The sequence below is a fragment of the Duganella sp. Root1480D1 genome, assembly GCF_001427305.1.
Taxonomy (GTDB): Bacteria; Pseudomonadota; Gammaproteobacteria; order Burkholderiales; family Burkholderiaceae_D; genus Rugamonas.
This window is the reverse complement of the sequence record NZ_LMFZ01000049.1, coordinates 70,014-87,872: the sequence shown is the minus strand read 5'-3', so window position 1 is coordinate 87,872 and position 17,859 is coordinate 70,014. Positions and strand designations below refer to the sequence as shown.

Here is a 17,859-nt window from a genome sequence, read left to right as displayed (position 1 = left end):
TCATGGAACTGCTCGCAAAACTCGACCGGCAGCTGCAAGCGCTGGATGACAAAAACCTGATCCGCAAACGCCGCTCGGTGGAAACGGCCTGCGCGCCGCGCATGATGGTGGATGGCCGCGAACTGCTGGCCTTCTGCAGCAATGATTACCTTGGCCTGGCGGCGCACCCACGCGTGGCCGAGGCCCTGCAACAAGGGGTTGAACTGTATGGTGCGGGCAGTGGCGCCGCGCACCTGGTCAGCGGCCATAGCCGCGCGCACACGCTGCTGGAGCAGCGCCTTGCCGAGTTCCTGTCGCCACACCTGGTGGAGTCGCAGGCGCTGTACTTCTGCACTGGTTACATGGCTAACCTGGCCGTGGTGACCGGCCTGGCAATAGGCGACAAGGACACTGAAATCTTCAGTGAAGCCTTGAACCACGCCTCCCTGATCGACGGCGCCCGCCTGGCGCGCACCAAGTTGTCCGTCTACCCGCACGCCGACGTAACGGCGCTGGGGAAACTGCTGGCAGCTAGCACCGCCAGCAACAAGATCGTGGTGACCGATGCCGTGTTCAGCATGGATGGCGACCTGGCCGACCTGCCGGCGCTGCTGGCGCTGTGCGAACAGCACGATGCCTGGCTGGTGGTGGACGACGCCCACGGCTTCGGCACGCTGGGCGACAGCGGCCGCGGTGCGCTGGAACATTACGCCATGCGCTCGCCTTACCTGGTGTATGTCGGCACGCTGGGCAAGGCCGCCGGCGTGGGCGGCGCCTTCGTGGCTGCACACCGCACTGTGGTGGAGACGCTGATCCAGCGCGCCCGTCCGTACATTTTCACTACCGCCGCGCCGCCGGCGCTGGCGCACGCGCTGCAAGCAAGCCTGGATATCATCTGCGGCGAAGAAGGGCGCGAGCGCCGCGCTCACCTGCAGTCGCTGGTGGCACAATTGCAGGACAGCCTGCACCTGAACCGCTGGCAACTGCTGCCGTCGAAGACGGCGATCCAGCCAATCATCATTGGCGAGAACGACGAAACCATGCGCCTGTCCGCCGCGCTGTACGAGCAAGGCATCTGGGTAGGCGGCATCCGCCCGCCGACCGTGCCGGCCGGTACCGCGCGCCTGCGCGTTACGCTGTCCGCCGGCCACACCGCCGACGACGTGCGCCGCCTGGCTGACGCGATCAACGAACTAGAAAGGACCTGATATGGCGCTTGAAGACCCAGTCATCGCTCCTGAACCCCAAGCCGCTGCAGCCGCCGATGGCCTGCCGCCACGCTTCTCCTGCTTTGTAGCGGGCACCGACACTGAAATCGGCAAGACCATGACGTCTTCCGCCATGCTGTACGCGCTGGTGCAACAGGGCGCCCGCGCCTGCGGCATGAAACCCGTCGCCGCCGGTGCAGTGATGAAGAACGGCCAGTTGCACAACGACGACGCCGACCAGCTGATCGAAGCAAGCAATGTGCACCTGCCGCAGTCGCTGACCACCCCATTCATGCTGAAAGAGCCGGCTGCACCGCATATCGCCGCCGCACTGGAAGGCGTGGAAATCGACCCGGTACCTATCCTGGCAGCTTACGTTGAAATCGCAGCCGCCACCGACGCCATCGTGGTGGAAGGCGTGGGCGGTTTCCGCGTGCCGCTGACCGACGACTTCGACACTGCCGACCTGGCCGAACAGCTTGCGCTGCCGGTGGTGCTGGTGGTCGGCCTGCGCCTGGGCTGCATCAATCACGCGCTGCTGACCGTGGAAGCGATTGAAGCGCGCAGCCTTAAGCTCGTGGGCTGGGTCGCCAATACCCTGGAATTTGAAATGAACTTTGCGGACGAGAATATCGCCGCACTGGCAGCGCGCATTCCCGCACCGCTGCTCGGCCGCATCCCGCGACTGGCAAAGCCAACTGCCGCCGCCGCTGCCGAATACCTGAACTTCACGTCCCTGCCGAACTGGCCGGGCCGCCGCACCAAGTAAGAGAGGAAGAACATGTCCCTGCAAGAACCTAAAGCCGTCCAACTGCACCGTCCAACCGCCGCCATCAAGCTGCCGGAAGCCGCCACCTGGCCCCTGGAAGACGTGATGGCCCTGTACGAGCTGCCATTTAACGATTTGATGTTCCGCGCACAGGAAGCGCACCGCGCCCACTGGCCGGACGGCGACGTCGAACTGGCGACCCTGCTTTCGATCAAGACCGGCGGCTGCGAGGAAGATTGCGGCTACTGCCCGCAAGCCGCGCGCTACGACACTGGCGTGGAAGCGAAGAAGATCCTGGACCTGGACACCGTGCTGGACGCCGCAAAACAGGCGAAAGACAACGGCGCCACCCGTTTCTGCATGGGCGCAGCATGGCGCAGCCCGAAAGAGCGCGACATGGAAAAAGTCGAAACCATGGTGCGTGAAGTGAAGGCCATGGGCCTGGAAACCTGCGCCACCCTGGGCATGCTGGAAGCCGATCAGGCGCAGCGCCTGAAGGATGCGGGCCTGGACTACTACAACCACAACCTGGACACTTCGCCGGACTTCTACGACAACGTGATCTCCACCCGCCAGTACCAGGACCGCCTGGACACCCTGGGCCACGTGCGCAACGCCGGCCTGAAAGTCTGCTGCGGCGGCATCGTGGGCATGGGCGAGACGCGTGAACAGCGCGCCGGCCTGATCGCCCAGTTGGCGAACCTGAACCCATACCCTGAGTCGGTACCGGTCAACCACCTGGTACAAGTGGAAGGCACCCCGCTGCACGGCCTGGACAAGCTGGACCCGCTGGAATTCGTGCGCACCATCGCCATCGCCCGCATCACCATGCCGAAAGCGCGCGTGCGCCTGTCGGCTGGCCGTCGCGAACTGGGCGAAGCCGTGCAAGCCATGTGCTTCATGGCTGGCGCCAACTCGATCTTCTACGGTGACAAGCTGCTGACCACCGATAACCCGGAAGCCAACGACGACCGCGCACTGCTGGCGAAACTGGGTCTGCCTACCCGCGGCGCCGTGCTGGACTCCGTGCAAAAAGAAGCCTGCGGCTGCTAAGAAAAAATCCAAAAAAGAGTAGAGAGAGACATGTTCAAGAAAATCCTGATTGCCAACCGTGGCGAGATCGCTTGCCGCGTCGCTGCAACCGCACGCCGCCTGGGCATCAAGACCGTGGCCGTGTATTCGGACGCGGACGCGAATGCCAAGCACGTTGCCGTGTGCGACGAAGCGGTGAACATCGGCCCGGCCGCTGCCAAGGAATCCTACCTGTGCGGCGACAAGCTGATCGCCGTGGCGCTGGCCACCGGTGCGGAAGCGATCCACCCAGGCTATGGCTTCCTGTCCGAGAACGCGGAGTTCGCCGATGCCTGCGCCGAAGTAGGCCTGGCCTTCATTGGCCCGCCAGCTTCCGCCATGCGCGCCATGGGTTCGAAATCGGCTGCGAAGCAGCTGATGGAGAAGGCCAACGTGCCGCTGGTGCCGGGCTACCACGGTGACAATCAGGATGCAGGCTTCCTGCAGGAACAGGCCGACCGTATCGGCTACCCTGTGCTGCTGAAGGCTTCGGCCGGCGGCGGCGGCAAGGGCATGCGCGTGGTCGAATCGTCCGAGGCGTTCAAGGATGCGCTGGCATCCTGCAAACGCGAAGCGATCAGCTCCTTCGGCGACGACAAGGTACTGGCGGAGAAATACCTGCAGCGCCCGCGCCACATCGAGATCCAGGTGTTCGCCGACACGCACGGCAACTGCATCTACCTGTTCGAGCGTGACTGCTCCGTGCAGCGCCGCCACCAGAAAGTTCTGGAAGAAGCGCCGGCGCCAGGCATGAGCGCTGAGCGCCGCGCTGCCATGGGCGAAGCCGCCGTTGCTGCGGCACGCGCCGTGGGCTACGTCGGTGCTGGTACGGTCGAATTCATCGCCAACCAGGACGGCAGCTTCTACTTCATGGAGATGAACACCCGCCTGCAGGTTGAGCACCCGGTGACCGAAATGATCACCGGTACCGACCTGGTGGAATGGCAGATCCGCGTCGCCGCCGGCGAAACCCTGCCGAGGAAGCAGGAAGAGTTGGCCATTAACGGCCACTCGATCGAAGCGCGTATCTACGCCGAGAATCCGGAGAAGGGCTTCCTGCCGTCGATCGGTACCCTGCGCCACCTGGAAACCCCAAGCGCCGCCAACTTCGAATTGGGCGGCGTGCCTGGCCATCCGGCTGCGGTGCGTATCGATTCCGGCGTGCGCGAAAACGATGCAATTTCCCCGTTCTACGACCCGATGATCGCCAAGCTGATCGTCTGGGGCGCAGACCGCAAACAGGCGCTGGCCCGCATGGCGCAAGCGCTGTCGCAATACCAGATCGTCGGCCTGGCGACCAATATCGCCTTCCTGAAGCGCCTGGTGGAAGGCGATGCCTTCGCCAACGCCGACCTGGATACAGGCTTGATTGAGCGCAACCACGATGCGCTGTTCCCGCCGGCGCGTTCGATCCCTGTCGCCGCCGTGGCGCTGGCCGCGGTGTCGCTGATCGAAGAAGAGAAGGACAAGTCGGCCGCCCAATCCGGCGCCAACAAAGGTGATCCATGGGGCCAGGCCCTGGGCTGGCGCATGAACTTCAACTATGCGCGCAAGCTGTCCTTCAGCGACGAGCATGGCAAGCAGTACGCGCCGATGCTGACCTACCTGCCGCACGGCTGGCAGTTCGAGATCAAGGGCCTGGAAGTCGACCTGTCGCTGTTCAAGCAGGACGGCGTCGACCTGAGCATCAAGCTGGGCGAGACTTCGGTGCATGGCACCGTGCGCCGCGACGGCGACGTGTTCCACGTCTTCACCGGCGGCGGCCACTATGTGCTGGACTATAACGACCCGATGGCGCATGCCGGCGAGTCCGAAGCGGAAGGCGGCCGCCTGACCGCACCGATGCCGGGCAAGGTTGTCGCCGTGCTGGCCGAGAAGGGCAAGGAAGTGAAGAAGGGCGACGCGCTGGTCATCATGGAAGCGATGAAGATGGAGCACACCATATCCGCGCCGCATGACGGCGTGGTCGAAGAGATCCTGTACGCCGTGGGCGACCAGGTGGCCGATGGCGCGCCGCTGCTGGCGTTCAAGACCGCCGCTTAAGGAGAAGCGGAATGCGCATCCTGCTGTATCGCGCGGATGGCAATACCGCGCCCTGGATCAAGGATTTCGCCGACTTCATGCCGGAGGCGGAAGTGGTGGTGTGGCGTGAAGGCGCCGACCTGCCGCCTTGCGATTACGCCGTGCTGTGGACTCCGCCGCAGGCAATGCTGGCCGACCTGGCACGCGTGAAGGCGATTTTCCTGACCGGCGCCGGGGCCGATGCGATCATGAAGTACTCGCATGCGATTCCGCCGCATATCCCCATCGTGCGCCTGAACGACGCAGGCATGGGCATTCAGATGGCGGAATACGTCACGCATTCCGTGCTGCGTTATTTCCGTCGACTCGACGAATACGAGGCGCAAGCGCGCGCTGGCGCCTGGCTGCAGCTTGAAGCACGCGACAAGGCCGATTTTCCCATCGGCGTGATGGGTGTGGGCGCTTTAGGGTCGCATGTGATCGAAGCGCTCAAGCCTTTCGGCTTTCCGCTGCGCGCGTGGAGCCGTTCGCCGAAGTCGCTGACTGGCGTGGAGTCCTTCCATGGGTCGGAGGGGCTGGATGGCTTCCTCGGCTCGTCGCGCGTGGTTGTGTGCATGCTGCCCTTGACCGAGGAAACGGTCCACATCCTCAACCGCACCAACATGATGAAGATGCCGCAGGGTTCTTACATCGTCAACGTCGGGCGCGGTGCGCATATATCCGAGCCGGACCTGCTGCCGCTGATTAAAGCCGGCCACATTGCGGGTGCGACGCTGGACGTGTTCCGCAGCGAACCGCTGCCGGCGCAGCATCCGTTCTGGCAGGAACCGCGCATTACGATCACGCCGCATATTTCCGCACTGACGCTGCGCCGCGAAAGCGTGGGGCAGATGGTTGGCAAGATGCGCCAACATGCACGCGGCGAAGAAGTCGCCGATGTAATCAATCGCACAAAGGGATACTGAAATGAGTTTGCCAAAGAAGGTCAAGATTGTTGAAGTGGGCCCGCGCGACGGCCTGCAGAATGAAAAAGGCGACGTGCCGGCCGATGTGAAGATCGAACTGGTGAACCGCCTGACGGAAGCGGGCTTCCCGAATATCGAGGCGGCGTCGTTCGTATCGCCGAAATGGGTACCGCAGATGGCCACGTCGAAAGAAGTCATGGCTGGCATTACGCGCAAGCCGGGCGTGATCTATTCCGCGCTGACGCCGAATATGCAGGGCTTTGAAGCCGCGCTGGCGGCTGGCGCCAATGAAGTGGTGATCTTCGGCGCGGCATCGGAGGCATTCTCGCAGAAGAACATCAACTGCTCGATCGCGGAATCGATTGAACGCTTTGTGCCCGTTGCGAAAGCCGCCAAGGACGCAGGCCTGCGCCTGCGCGCCTCGGTCAGCACGGCCTTTGGCTGTCCGTACCAGGGCGAAGTACCGCTGGATTCCGTAGCCTATGTGGTTGGCCGCATGCGCGACCTGGGCTGCGACGAAATCGATATTGCCGACACTATCGGCGTATCGACTCCGCGCAAGACGCAGGCGGTGATGGAACGCGCGATCCAGGAATTCCGGGCCAATTCGCTGGCGGGCCACTTCCACGATACTTATGGCCAGGCGCTGGCGAATATCTACGCCTCGATGGAGCTGGGGATTGAGATCTTCCATTCCTCCGTGTCGGGCCTGGGCGGCTGCCCTTACGCAAAAGGCGCTACCGGCAACGTCGCCACGGAAGACGTGATCTACATGATGAATGGCCTGGGCATCGAGACTGGCGTGGACCTGGACAAGGTAGTCGACGCTGGCCAGTTTATCTCCAACTTCCTGGGCCGCAAAGCCGCCAGCCGCGCGGGCAATGCGATTGCCGCCAAACGCGCCGGCTGATCAGTTTTCGTCCGAGCGGCCGCGCAGCAGGAAAACTGCCAGCAGCGTGGCCGCTGCACGTTGCAGCGATTGCCAGTTGGGCGTCGCGAACAGCGTTTCAAGCCGTGGCAAGGGATGCGGCGCACCGTCGGCGATCTCACGCCACACGCGCGCAAACTGGGCGATGCCGTTGCGTTCTTCCGCGGAAAAGACTGGTTCGGTGAAATGCTGCTTCCAGTCCGGCGTTACCCAGTCTTCCCATTGATTCAATACTTCGTCCGCCGCCGACATCGCTGGTGCGGACGCTTGCAGTTGCCGCTGTGCGTCGAAGGAGCTGGCCAGTTCCAGGTATTCGATGATCCGATTGCGCACGCGGCGCAGGCCGACCGGCTGCTCGGGCACGGAGGCGCGTGGGGTACGGAGCCAATAGTACAAATCGTATGTAGTAGCGTTGTCTTGCGGCGAGCCGTCCGGAATATCGGCTTTTTGCTGCCACAGCGGGAACCAGTGCGGGTCCCGCACGTGTTCAGCGCCAGCTGGCGCGCCACCGAATTGCACGTAACGGACTTGCGCCTCCGCCAGGTTATGCACGTTTGCGCCGCTGGCAAGGAAGGGGGAGTAGAGTTGCGGCAGGTCGTCGTGCCACTCGCAGACAGGGCACGTTGCGAGGGAGCCGGGGGCGCCGGCGAAGGTGGCATATCCGCAGCAAGGGCAGGTGTACATGGCGCTGATCCTAACGCAGAAAAAAAAAAGACCTGCACGAATGCAGGTCTTTTTTCTGAAACTTGGTCGGAGTACAAGGATTCGAACCTTGGACCCTCTGCTCCCAAAGCAGATGCGCTACCGGGCTGCGCTACACTCCGAAGAAGCAAGATAATACAAGCTGGGTCAGGGATCGTCAACCCCCAATTTAAAAATTGGAGAATTTTGATGCCTTATCGAACGCCGAGATGGCGGATAGCGGTCGGGATCGTTATTTCTTTGCTACTGCACGTGGCGGTGGTGGTGTTCGTGCGCCTGCCCGAGCCGCGCCATGCGCCCGATGCGCGCACCTGGTTGACGACAGTGGAAGTCAGGATTGTGGCGCCGCCCCCGCCGCCGGAGCCTGCGCCCGACGTTGAGCGCAAGCCGGAGCGAGTTGCGGTCGCCGAACCACGCCGCCCGCCGCGTCGCGCAGAACCGCACAAGAACGCATCTAAAGAGGAATCGGAGTTGTCAGCCCCGCCGGCGCGGGAATCGACCTTGATCCTGCGTCCGGCCGAGCCTGGGCCGGCACCACATTTCGACCGTGAAGCGGCGAAAGTCGCCGCCCGCGACATAGCCGGCGAGCTGGACACAGCCCCACCCAAGCTGCGCGAAACCCGTGAGGAAAAGCTGGCCCGCCAGATCCAGAACGCCGCCCGCCCCAACTGCAAGGACGGCATCCCCGGCGGCCTGCTGGCCCCGCTTTACCTGATGATGGACAAGAAAGACAGCGGCTGCAAATGGTAAGAAATAAATGGGGACGTACCCCATTTATTTCAGCTCGAGTGCGCGGTCGTAGAGGGCGTTCTTTTTCTTGCCGGTGATCTGGGCGGCAAGGGTGGCTGCTTGTTTTACCGGCAACTCGGCCAGCAGGATTTGCAGGATGCGGTCTGTGTCGGCATCCTGGCCTTCGTCGGCTGGCGGGGCGCCTTCCACCAGCACCACGAATTCGCCTTTTTCATGATTGGCATCGGATTTCAGCCAGGCCACGGCTGCGCCCAGCGGGCAGCGGTGGATCTGCTCGAACAGCTTGGTCACCTCGCGGGCGAATACGACCTGGCGTTCGGCCCCGAAGGCGTCGGCCAACGCCTGGGCGCACTCGACAATACGGTGCGGGGCTTCGTAGAACACCAGGGTGGCTGGCGCGGCCGCTAATCCTTGTAGTACTGCCTCGCGCTGTTTGGCTTTTGATGGCAAAAATCCAACAAAATGGAATTGGTCGTTTACCAGGCCACTGGCCGACAGCGCGGTCACGGCGGCCGACGCACCCGGTAGGGGGATCACGCGCAAGCCGGCTGCCCGTACCGCGTCCACGATCCGGGCGCCCGGGTCGGAAACAGCAGGCGTGCCGGCATCCGACACCAGGGCGATGCGTTCACCAGCCTGCAGGCGGATGATCAAGCCTTGCGCTGCTTCACGCTCATTGTGCATATGGGCTGCAATCAAAGGCTTGTGCAGGCCGAAGCGGTTCATGAGCTGCGCTGTGTTGCGCGTATCTTCACAGGCGACCGCATCGACCAGGGACAACACGTGCAGGGCACGCAGGCTGATGTCAGTAACGTTGCCAATTGGCGTGGCCACCACGTATAAAGTTGCCGTAGGATAATTCTGATGGGCGGTCTCGCCGAGGATTGGTAAACTGGCGAGAGGGCTGGAATCTTGTGCTGTCATTGGGGGAAGCATGCTGTTTAAAAATATCAAAAAACTGATACTCGGCGTTGCCACGGCCATGTTGGCCAGCGCTTGTAGCACACCGTGCGACGCGCCCGGGGGATTGTGCGCGCCAATCACTTCGGTGACAAGTGCGCCGCCGGCTGTTGCCAAGGCGCCGCGGCCGAAACCTCCCGCGCCGCCGCCTGAACCGGAAGTCGTGGTCGAAACCTTCTCAGTGCCGTCGCCGGAAGATGCGGCACGCCCGCCAGGCATCATGCAGGTCATCCCTCAGCCTGCGGAAAATGCTGACGGCAAGCGGGCTTACCGCATCGCGCTGCTGCTGCCGCTGCGTTCGGAGGCGCTGGGCCGCGCTGCAGACGCCTTGCGTGCCGGCTTCATGGCGGCAATGGAACGCGACAGCCATGGCTTTGAAGTCAATGTAGTGGAAACCGGCGACTCGCCGCAGGACGTGCTGTCGGCCTACGTCACTGCGCAGGAAAAGAACGATATGGTGGTCGGCCCGCTGGCCCGTTCCGCCGTCACGGCCATTGCGGCCAGCCCGCTGGTGGAAAAGCCGACCATCGCGCTCAACCACCCCGAGCTGCGCGGCGATCCCCAGGTCCCGCCGCAGTTGCTGGTGATCGGCCTGTCGATCGAAGACGAAGCACGCCAGGTGGCCGATTGGGGCGCGCGTGAGAATCCTTCGGCCAGGGCGCTGGTCATTTCGGGCAACTCGTCGTGGCAGAAGCGCATTGCTGGCGCCATGTCGACGCAATTGCAGCGCCTGGGCCTGCACCCTCGCAACGTTGACCTGAACCCGCTCAACGGCTACCTGCAGGATTCGGAACTGGTGGCCCTGCGCACGCGCCTGCAAAACGAGCCGGCCGGCGTGCTGTTCGCCGCGCTGGACCCGGACCAGGTACGCCAGCTCAAAATCGCGCTGTCAGCGCCACCGCTGGGCGATATTCCGCTGTATGGCACTTCTTCCCTGAATCCCGGCCGCAGCATGTACCGCGCCGGCCCCGAGCTGGACGGTGTACGCCTGCTCGACCTGCCATGGCTGGTGCAGCGCGACCATCCGGCGGTGATGACCTACCCGCAGCCGATTCCCCGCGATGAAGCGCGCATCAGCGCCGATATGGAAAGGGTTTATGCGCTTGGCATCGATGCCTTCCGCATTGCCCGCGAAATCGCCATCCAGCCGCAGCGCCGCTTCCAGCTCGATGGCGTGACCGGCCAATTGACCATCGATTTCGGCAACGGACCGTCCTGGTTCGAGCGGATCGAGGTGCCGGCCGAATACCGCAACGGCGTGCCGGTACCGGTCGCCCAGTAAGGAAATCGCATGCCCCGCACCGAACTCCAGGAGATCGGCCGGGGCGGCGAAGACCGCGCACTGGCCTACCTGCAGCAGCAGGGGCTCAAGCTGGTCGAACGCAATTTCCTGTGCAAGACGGGGGAGCTGGACCTGGTCATGCGCGATGGCGAGCACCTGGTGTTCGTCGAGGTCCGGGAGCGCAGTAATCCCCGGTTTGGCGGCGCCGCCGCCAGTATTTCCCCCGCCAAGCAGCGCCGCATCGTGCGTGCCGCCCAGTTTTACCTGCTCCGCTTTGCCAAAATGCCACCATGCCGTATTGACGTGGTGGCAATTGATGGCGAGCACATAAACTGGCTGCGCAACGCTATCATTGATCAAATGTAAGCATTTTTAACAGCGCTTGTGAGACCCGCCAAGCCACTGCACTATAATTACGCACACTATGACCAATCAACGCATCCTCTCGCACTTTCACGAAAGTGCCGAAATCAAGATCCAGTCCGCAACCGTCCTGGCGCAGCCTATCGCGCAGGCTGTGGACCTGATGTTCTCTGCCCTCTCGAACGGCAACAAGATCCTGGCCTGCGGCAATGGCGGCTCGGCGGCTGACGCCCAGCACTTTGCAGCGGAGCTGGTTGGCCGCTTTGAGCGTGAACGCTTCCCGCTGCCAGCCATTTCGCTGGCAACCGACACCTCGATCCTGACTGCTGTGGCCAACGACTACAGCTACCGCGAGATTTTCTCCAAGCAGGTGCAGGCGTTCGGCCAGGCTGGCGACATCCTGCTGGCGATTTCGACTTCGGGCAATTCGGCCAACGTGATGGCTGCAATCGAAGCGGCGCTGGAACGCGAGATGCGCGTAGTGGCACTGACCGGCAAAGGCGGCGGCGCAATCGGCAAGATGCTGACCGACGCCGACGTGCATATCTGCGTGCCGGCAGACCGTACCGCCCGTATCCAGGAAGTCCACCTGGTGACCATCCATTGCATTTGCGACGGCATCGACGTCGCCCTGTTCGGAGGAGATGTAAATGAATAAAGCCCGTCCACTTTCGCTGGCCGTGATGGCCGCGGTCCTGGCGAGCACCACCCTGTCCGCTTGCGCGCCGATCCTGGTCGGCGGCGCGGTTGCAGGCACCCTGGCAGCGTCGGATCGCCGCACCCTTGGCGCTCAAACCGAGGACAAGTCGATCGTTGTGAAGGCCGAGGTCAAGATTCCTAACATCGCCGGCAAGAGCTCCCACGTCAACGTGAACAGCTTTAACCGCCGCGTGCTGCTGACCGGTGAAGTGCCAGACGACGAAACCAAGGCCAAGGTGGAACGTGAAGTGCGCGCCATCGACGGCGTGCTGAACGTGACCAATGAGCTGGAAGTGGGCTTCTCCTCCAGCTACACCTCGCGTTCCAACGATGCGCTGATCACCTCCAAGGTCAAACTGAGCCTGGCCGACGCCAAGGATATTTCGGCCAACTCCTTCAAGGTCGTGACCGAAAAGGGTGCCGTGTTCCTGATGGGCCGCGTGACCCAGCGTGAAGGCGCGCAGGCGGCCGATATCGCGCGCGGCGTGTCCGGTGTGTCCAAGGTCGTTAAGGTATTCGAATACATCACCGATGACGACGTGAAGCAATACCAGCCGTCGCAGCAGGCTTCGCAGGGCTAAAGAAGTATCATGGGTACAGGCTCCAGGGCGTGGATTAAACCGGCGATTGCGCTTGCCGTCATCGCCGGCATCGGCTTCACGACTTACCAGTCGCTGAACAAGCATCAGTCCGCGCCTGCGGTCACCTTCCTCGGCATCAAAGGGGAAAAAATCACACCGGATAGCCTGAAAGGCAAGGTGGTGATGGTCAATTTCTGGGCCACCTCGTGCACCACCTGCGTGGCCGAGATGCCGGAAATGGTCGAAACGTACAATAAGTACAAGGGTCAGGGCCTGGAATTCGTCGCCGTGGCGATGAAATACGATGCGCCCAACTACGTGGTCAACTTCACCGAAACCCGCCAGTTGCCTTTCAAAGTGGCGCTTGACGTGAGCGGCGATGCGGCCAAAGCCTATGGCGACGTCTCCATGACCCCGACCACCTTCGTCATCGACAAGGACGGCAACATCATCAAGCGCTACGTGGGCAAGCCGGAATTCCCAGCCCTCCACGCGCTGCTCGAAAAAGCGCTGAAAGGCTGATCGCTCAGAAAGCCACTTGCGCGGACACGTAAGCGCCGCGCTGGGTCTTCGGGTTGAAGACCGTAATCGTTCCCAAGTCGGCATACGCTGCCGTCAGCGAGACCTGGCGGTTCGGCAGCCATGCAAGGAAGATGTCCTTGTAGGCTTTCTCGTTATCCACGCTGAGATTGTGCGGTTTGCGGCGGTATTCCGCGCCAAGCGCCAGCTTGCGCGTCAGCAGGTAGCCGAACGACAGCTCGGGCAAGAGCTTGCGGCTGCTTTCCTTGTCGCCGCCAAACCCCAGTATTCCCATCTGGTTGGCGCGCGTGCTGCGCAGGGTGGCGTTCACCAGCAGGCTTTGTTCGAACAGAATCTTGGTCGCTGTGATGTAGAAGTCGGTGCCGCGCTCGGATCTTGCGCCGAGCTGCTTGACGCTGGTAACGCCGAGTGCGCCCAATCCGCCGATACCCTTGTTCTTCTTGTACTGCACGCCGATCGCGATCTGCGGCTTCCAGCTATCCTGTTCGTAGACCGCATCTCCGGCCAGTCGCAGCTTGACGCCGACGATGTCCTGCTTGATGCGCAGTTGGTCAAGCGGGGCCAGGTTGCCTTCGAAATCCTGGCGGGCGAGCGAGACTTCGACGCGGTCGCCAATGCCGACGGCTGCGCCATAACTGAGCAGCTTGTAGTCCTGGGTGGAAACGTGTGTGGCGAAAGCGCTGGCGCCCCAGCTATCGCGTGTGCCGTAGCCGGTAATCAGCGCCCATGGCACGATGCCGCCGCCGGCGCTGCCTTCCACCGAGCTGACGCCGCCGGTTGCGATGAATTTTCCGTGATCCGGTTTCGCTTCCGGCGCACCGCCGCCGGCGGTCACGATATCGCGCTGCATGGGAGCCAGCTTGGCGACCAGGCGGTTCGACACGCTGGTTGGAATGTTGTTGCGTTCCATCGCAATTTGCAGGTCTTCCGTCAGCGCGTTGAAATGCTTGTTGTTGAGCTTCAAATCTTCATGCGCTGTCTTCATATCACGGTTCTTGCCCTGACCCGTGAATTTGCACGGGCCGCCGGACAATTCGCAGAACTGCTCGGCCAGCCGCGCCTTGGTTTGCGGGATGTCGAAGCCGTCGAAAGTCTCCTTGATGCGTTCATCGGCCAGCACGATGTCGAACATTGTGTCGACGATACGTTTGATCCCCGCATCTCCGCCAAGCCCGCGATAGAGGCTGCCGTCCTGCGCTAGCGCCGCCGAGGCGGCCACCAGCAAGCCAGCACCAAGGAGTTTTCGCATATCAGCCCTTTGGATAGAGGATCATCTGCGTGCAGCGGAACAGGGCGATGGCTTTGCCGGTCGCCTTGTTGGTGACGGTTGCGTCCCACACTTGCGTAGTACGGCCGCCATGCACCATGCGGGCGGAGACGGCGATCGTGCCTTCACGCGCGGTGCCGAGGTGGTTCGACTTCAACTCAATCGTGGTGAAATTCTGGGCGCCTTCCGGCAGGTTGGCGATGCAGCCGAAGCCGCAGGCAGTATCGGCCAGGGTGACGACCGTGCCGGCGTGCAGGTAGCCATTCGGGGCCAGGTGATGCTGGACGATGTCGATTTCGGCCTGCAATTCGCCTTCGGAGGCACCGGTAACGCGCACGCCGAGGTGGCCAGTCAGGTTGTTGTAGGTGAGCTGGTTGAGTTTTTCGAGGTCGAATTTCATCTGGCTAGTCTCCGTTTACAGATGAAGAATCATAACAGCGCGAAACAGGGTATGCTTACGCATGCGCGACCTGCCCCACAAGGGCCCGGTCTGCAGGCAAGACCAGAAGCTCAAAAGGTGGATTCAACCGATTAACTTACGGAGAATGACCTATGAATGAACGAGAGCAACTGTCTGCCATCGTGCAGCGCATGGAAGTGAAGCTGGCGCAAGGCCACCAGGATGATTGGGCTCGCCTGCTGCACCGCGCACGCACCTTGAGCGCCTTCGATTGCTCGGCTGCCAAGGGCGAGATCCTGCATTATTTCGGCGGCGCCGGCTCCATCAGCGATCTTCAGCTCGATGAAGAATTCAGCGACCTGCGCACCCAGCTCTACACCCTCTGCTACGGCAAGCGCACCACGCATTGAAGCGCAGGACAGTCCGTTGGCTGTTCCTGGCCTGGGCCCTGGTTTCAACGGGCTGGCTGGCCAACTCTTATCGGACACGAGGCGTCGGCCCGGCGCTGCTGGCTGGCAGCGTCGACGCTGACGAAAACCTGTTCCTCCCGGCCCACGCGCAGGGCGTGCATTCAGGGCTGGTGTTTATCTGCGGCTCCGGCGTCGCGGCGGAAGCTTATGTGCCGATGTTGCACCCGGTGGCAGATGCCGGCTTCCCAGTCGTCATCATCAAGCTGCCGCTGCGCTTTGCGCCACTCGACAGCAATAAGGACGAAGCACTGCAGCGCGTGCGCCGCGCCATGGCGGCCCACGGTGACATTCGGCGCTGGGTCGTAGCAGGTCACTCGCTCGGTGGCGCCCTGGCGGCAAGGCTGGTGCATGATGCGCCCAATTTGCCGGCGGCGCGCTGGTATTGGTGGGCACGACCCATCCCAAGCAGCAGGATCTCTCCGGCCTGCGCATTCCCGTTACCAAGGTGTTCGCTACCCACGATGGCGTGGCGCGCCTGGGCGACGTGATGCGCAATAGGCCTCTGCTGCCGCCACACACTCGCTGGGTAGAAATCAAGGGTGGAAACCATTCGCAGTTTGGCCACTACGGGCACCAGTTGCTGGATGGCGATCCAAGCGTGAGCCGTGGAGCGCAGCAGGCCATCGTCGCGCAGGCCTTGCTCGACGCGCTCAAGCCCAATTAATCGGCGCCTTGCCCTGCTGCGCCAGGAAGGCATTGGCGCGCGAGAACGGGCGGCTGCCGAAGAAGCCTTTGTGCGCCGAGAATGGCGACGGGTGCGGCGAGGTGATGACCATATGCTTGCGCGGGTCGATCAGCGCGCGCTTGGCGATGGCGTAGCTGCCCCACAGGATAAAGACCAGGCCCTCGCGGCCGGCCGACAGGCGCTTGATGGCGCTGTCGGTGAAGTTTTCCCAGCCCTTGCCGGCATGCGAGCCGGCTTCCCGGGCGCGCACGGTCAACACGCTGTTCAACAGGAACACGCCCTGGCCGGCCCAGTCGGACAGGTCGGTGCGCTGGCGCGCAATGCCAAGGTCGGATTGCAGCTCCTGGAAGATGTTCTGCAAGCTCGGTTGCGGGCGATTGCCGTCGGGAACAGAGAAGCAGAAGCCCATCGCGGCGCCGGGCGTGTGGTACGGGTCCTGGCCCAGGATTACGACTTTCACATCGTCGAACGGCGTCAGGTCGAAAGCGCGGAAGATATTGCGGCCGGCAGGAAAACACTGGCGTTCGGCGTATTCGGCGCGGACGAAGCCGGTGAGCGCTTCCCAGTAAGGTTGCGCGAATTCGTGTTCCAGTTGGGCTTTCCAGCTTGGTTCGATTCGGACTGTCATATGGAAATCTTATCATCCTGTGAGAGGCCTATACTGGCCCAATGAGCACTCCAACCCTGTTTGCCCACTCGGTGGCTGCGGCGCCGGTCGACATCCGGCGCGCTGCACGGTTTGGGGAGGCATTTGAGGCCGTCGCACAGAATTGCCTGGCGCAGTTCCGCGGCAATCTGCCTGGCGTGCTGGCAGGAGATATCGAGAGCCTGCACCAGATGCGCGTGAGCGTGCGCCGCTTGCGCGCACTGCTGTCGGCGGCGCGGGCATGGGATCCCATGCCCGAAGGCACAGCCGGCAAGTTGCGCTGGTTCGGCGTGGAGCTGGGCCGGGCACGCAACTGGGATGTCTTCCTTGGTTCGACATTGCCCGGCCTGGGCGGCTCCTCGCAACCAGTTGAAGCGATGGCACGCGAGCTGGCGGCGAAGCAGCACATCCACATCCAGCATTTGCTGCAAGGCCCGCGCTGCAAGGCGTTGCTGGATGAGTTGGCGCTGTGGAGCGGCGAACGGCTGTGGCGCGATCCGGCACGCATACAGCCTTGGGATAAGGATGCGCGCAAAGTGTCGCGGTCCTTGGTACGCCAGGCGCGCGAACGGGTTGCGAAGCGGGTCCGCCAACTCGATGCCGCGCAACCGGGCGGCTTGCACCGGCTGCGCATCGCAGTGAAAAAAGAGCGCTACATGCGCGAGTTCTTTGGCGTGGGCAGGCGCTTGCAGCTATTGTCCGAGGCGCAGGAAAAGCTGGGCAAGCTGAATGACAGTCGCATTGCACGCGATTTGCTGCGCACCCTGCAGGATCACTTGCCTGCCCACGCGGCCGAGCTGTCGTTCATGGAAGGCTTACTGGCCGAGCGCCTGGACCAGGAGCTGCCCAAGGCCTTTCGCTTCGCCCGCCACAAGCTTTAGTCGTCGAGACCCTTGCCGGCCAGGATCTGCGGCATGCATTTCTCGACGCGCGACTCGCGGGTCTTGGACTGCTTGGCGGAGGAAAAGTGCAGCAGGTAGCCACGCTGGCGGCCCGGGGTCAGGGCATAGAAGGCTTCCGCCAGGGCGGGATGCTCGTCGAGCTTTTGCAGGAACTCGTCAGCCATCGGGAAGTCGTTGGTATCCTTGAATTCAACCTTAGCGCCGGACTTTTCGACGCGGATCGCTTCTTCGACATAGTCTTTGATGACCTTCGCCTGCTTCTTGATTTCTGCGAGACCTGTGAAGCGCAACTGACGCCCGGCTTGCACGTTGGCGGTCTGCTGCACCAGGATGTTTTCCGGGTCGTGCATGATGGAACCCTTGAAGAACAAGAGCGCGCAGTATTCCTTGAAACCATGGATCAGGACCACGTTCTGGTCATTATAGGTAAAGCACGCGCAGCCCCATTTCGTCTCCTCGGTCAAATGCGCGGAGAGAACGATCTTCTTCAGTGCCGCAAACTCTTCGTGCCACTTGTGCTCAGCCATCTCCGCCTCCGTTTTAGTTGGCGACAATACTACTTCAGTTTCGTGGAGCTCGCCCCAACAAGTCGTGACGCCGCTCAATACTGCAGACGGCTCAAGTCTGGACAATCGACCTGCATTACGGAATGCTGAATGAGTCGTACTTC

Annotated in this window: 22 protein-coding genes and 1 tRNA gene; 16 read left to right on the top strand and 7 right to left on the bottom strand. The window is 62.5% G+C overall.

The annotated features are described in order from the left end of the window. Positions 1-2 precede the first annotated feature (2 nt). The 6 genes from bioF to ASD58_RS28385 are packed head-to-tail and all read left to right on the top strand — an operon-like array spanning position 3 to position 6,924. Positions 3-1,187, top strand: a complete 1,185-nt coding sequence (bioF, locus tag ASD58_RS28410) for an 8-amino-7-oxononanoate synthase (RefSeq protein ID WP_057265560.1) — start codon at positions 3-5, stop codon at positions 1,185-1,187. A 1-nt stretch (position 1,188) separates the two neighbouring features. Continuing rightward, positions 1,189-1,956, top strand: a complete 768-nt coding sequence (bioD, locus tag ASD58_RS28405; RefSeq protein WP_057265557.1) for a dethiobiotin synthase — start codon at positions 1,189-1,191, stop codon at positions 1,954-1,956. 12 nt (positions 1,957-1,968) lie between these two features. Next, on the top strand, positions 1,969-3,009 hold the full coding sequence (gene bioB, locus ASD58_RS28400; protein ID WP_057265555.1) for a biotin synthase BioB: 1,041 nt from the start codon (positions 1,969-1,971) through the stop codon (positions 3,007-3,009). A 30-nt stretch (positions 3,010-3,039) separates the two neighbouring features. Beyond that, positions 3,040-5,070, top strand: coding sequence for an acetyl/propionyl/methylcrotonyl-CoA carboxylase subunit alpha (locus ASD58_RS28395; protein ID WP_057265554.1), 2,031 nt, complete (start codon positions 3,040-3,042; stop codon positions 5,068-5,070). 11 nt (positions 5,071-5,081) lie between these two features. After that, the gene (locus ASD58_RS28390) at positions 5,082-6,014 is read left to right on the top strand and encodes a glyoxylate/hydroxypyruvate reductase A (protein WP_057265552.1); all 933 of its coding nucleotides are present in this window, start codon (positions 5,082-5,084) and stop codon (positions 6,012-6,014) included. 1 nt (position 6,015) lies between these two features. Continuing rightward, a complete protein-coding gene (locus ASD58_RS28385; protein WP_057265550.1) occupies positions 6,016-6,924 on the top strand; it encodes a hydroxymethylglutaryl-CoA lyase in 909 nt (302 codons plus the stop codon). Here the strand turns inward: ASD58_RS28385 and ASD58_RS28380 are convergent, their stop codons facing one another. Together ASD58_RS28380 and ASD58_RS28375 are read right to left on the bottom strand one after the other, a co-directional pair. Beyond that, positions 6,925-7,626: a CPCC family cysteine-rich protein gene (locus tag ASD58_RS28380; RefSeq protein ID WP_057265548.1), complete on the bottom strand. Its 702-nt coding sequence runs from the start codon at positions 7,624-7,626 to the stop codon at positions 6,925-6,927. It lies immediately after the preceding gene. Between the two features lie 63 nt (positions 7,627-7,689). Continuing rightward, positions 7,690-7,766, bottom strand: a tRNA-Pro gene (locus ASD58_RS28375). 118 nt (positions 7,767-7,884) lie between these two features. Between ASD58_RS28375 and ASD58_RS28370 the strand changes: the two genes are divergently transcribed. Further along, positions 7,885-8,394, top strand: coding sequence for a hypothetical protein (locus ASD58_RS28370; RefSeq protein WP_057265546.1), 510 nt, complete (start codon positions 7,885-7,887; stop codon positions 8,392-8,394). Between the two features lie 24 nt (positions 8,395-8,418). Here the strand turns inward: ASD58_RS28370 and rsmI are convergent, their stop codons facing one another. After that, positions 8,419-9,318 (bottom strand): 16S rRNA (cytidine(1402)-2'-O)-methyltransferase, encoded by a 900-nt coding sequence (gene rsmI, locus ASD58_RS28365; protein WP_057265544.1) that lies wholly within the window; start codon positions 9,316-9,318, stop codon positions 8,419-8,421. Positions 9,319-9,328: 10 nt separating this feature from the next. Here rsmI and ASD58_RS28360 point away from each other — a divergent pair, with 10 nt between their 5' ends. Genes ASD58_RS28360 through ASD58_RS28340 form a run of 5 tightly spaced genes read left to right on the top strand, consistent with a single transcriptional unit; the run spans position 9,329 to position 12,801 of the window. Then, a complete protein-coding gene (locus ASD58_RS28360; RefSeq protein ID WP_229210135.1) occupies positions 9,329-10,636 on the top strand; it encodes a penicillin-binding protein activator in 1,308 nt (435 codons plus the stop codon). A 9-nt stretch (positions 10,637-10,645) separates the two neighbouring features. After that, complete coding sequence (locus tag ASD58_RS28355; RefSeq protein WP_057265542.1) at positions 10,646-11,002, top strand: YraN family protein; 357 nt, start codon at positions 10,646-10,648, stop codon at positions 11,000-11,002. A gap of 58 nt (positions 11,003-11,060) precedes the next feature. Beyond that, positions 11,061-11,657, top strand: a complete 597-nt coding sequence (locus ASD58_RS28350) for a phosphoheptose isomerase (RefSeq protein WP_055939195.1) — start codon at positions 11,061-11,063, stop codon at positions 11,655-11,657. After that, positions 11,650-12,279: a BON domain-containing protein gene (locus tag ASD58_RS28345; protein ID WP_057265540.1), complete on the top strand. Its 630-nt coding sequence runs from the start codon at positions 11,650-11,652 to the stop codon at positions 12,277-12,279. The genes ASD58_RS28350 and ASD58_RS28345 overlap by 8 nt, the downstream gene beginning before the upstream one ends. 9 nt (positions 12,280-12,288) lie before the next feature. Further along, complete coding sequence (locus ASD58_RS28340; protein ID WP_057265538.1) at positions 12,289-12,801, top strand: TlpA disulfide reductase family protein; 513 nt, start codon at positions 12,289-12,291, stop codon at positions 12,799-12,801. A 4-nt stretch (positions 12,802-12,805) separates the two neighbouring features. On the opposite strand, the gene ASD58_RS28335 is transcribed toward ASD58_RS28340, so the two are convergent. Then, positions 12,806-14,068, bottom strand: a complete 1,263-nt coding sequence (locus ASD58_RS28335; protein ID WP_082565755.1) for a DUF3034 family protein — start codon at positions 14,066-14,068, stop codon at positions 12,806-12,808. 1 nt (position 14,069) lies between these two features. Further along, positions 14,070-14,486: a PaaI family thioesterase gene (locus tag ASD58_RS28330; RefSeq protein ID WP_057265537.1), complete on the bottom strand. Its 417-nt coding sequence runs from the start codon at positions 14,484-14,486 to the stop codon at positions 14,070-14,072. Between the two features lie 152 nt (positions 14,487-14,638). Between ASD58_RS28330 and ASD58_RS28325 the strand changes: the two genes are divergently transcribed. From ASD58_RS28325 to ASD58_RS32590, 3 genes are read left to right on the top strand one after another with little or no spacing between them, the layout of a single operon-like run. Next, positions 14,639-14,896 (top strand): hypothetical protein, encoded by a 258-nt coding sequence (locus tag ASD58_RS28325; protein ID WP_057265534.1) that lies wholly within the window; start codon positions 14,639-14,641, stop codon positions 14,894-14,896. Further along, a complete protein-coding gene (locus tag ASD58_RS32595; protein WP_057265532.1) occupies positions 14,893-15,444 on the top strand; it encodes an alpha/beta hydrolase in 552 nt (183 codons plus the stop codon). The genes ASD58_RS28325 and ASD58_RS32595 overlap by 4 nt, the downstream gene beginning before the upstream one ends. Beyond that, a complete protein-coding gene (locus ASD58_RS32590; RefSeq protein ID WP_162253072.1) occupies positions 15,342-15,620 on the top strand; it encodes an alpha/beta hydrolase in 279 nt (92 codons plus the stop codon). Before ASD58_RS32595 ends, ASD58_RS32590 begins: the two co-directional genes overlap by 103 nt. On the opposite strand, the gene ASD58_RS28315 is transcribed toward ASD58_RS32590, so the two are convergent. Beyond that, complete coding sequence (locus ASD58_RS28315) at positions 15,607-16,269, bottom strand: uracil-DNA glycosylase (protein ID WP_057265530.1); 663 nt, start codon at positions 16,267-16,269, stop codon at positions 15,607-15,609. The genes ASD58_RS32590 and ASD58_RS28315 overlap by 14 nt on opposite strands. Before the next feature lie 41 nt (positions 16,270-16,310). Here ASD58_RS28315 and ASD58_RS28310 point away from each other — a divergent pair, with 41 nt between their 5' ends. Continuing rightward, a complete protein-coding gene (locus tag ASD58_RS28310; RefSeq protein WP_057265528.1) occupies positions 16,311-17,168 on the top strand; it encodes a CHAD domain-containing protein in 858 nt (285 codons plus the stop codon). On the opposite strand, the gene ASD58_RS28305 is transcribed toward ASD58_RS28310, so the two are convergent. Further along, the gene (locus ASD58_RS28305) at positions 17,165-17,716 is read right to left on the bottom strand and encodes a YdeI family protein (protein ID WP_057265526.1); all 552 of its coding nucleotides are present in this window, start codon (positions 17,714-17,716) and stop codon (positions 17,165-17,167) included. The genes ASD58_RS28310 and ASD58_RS28305 overlap by 4 nt on opposite strands. Positions 17,717-17,859 lie beyond the last annotated feature (143 nt).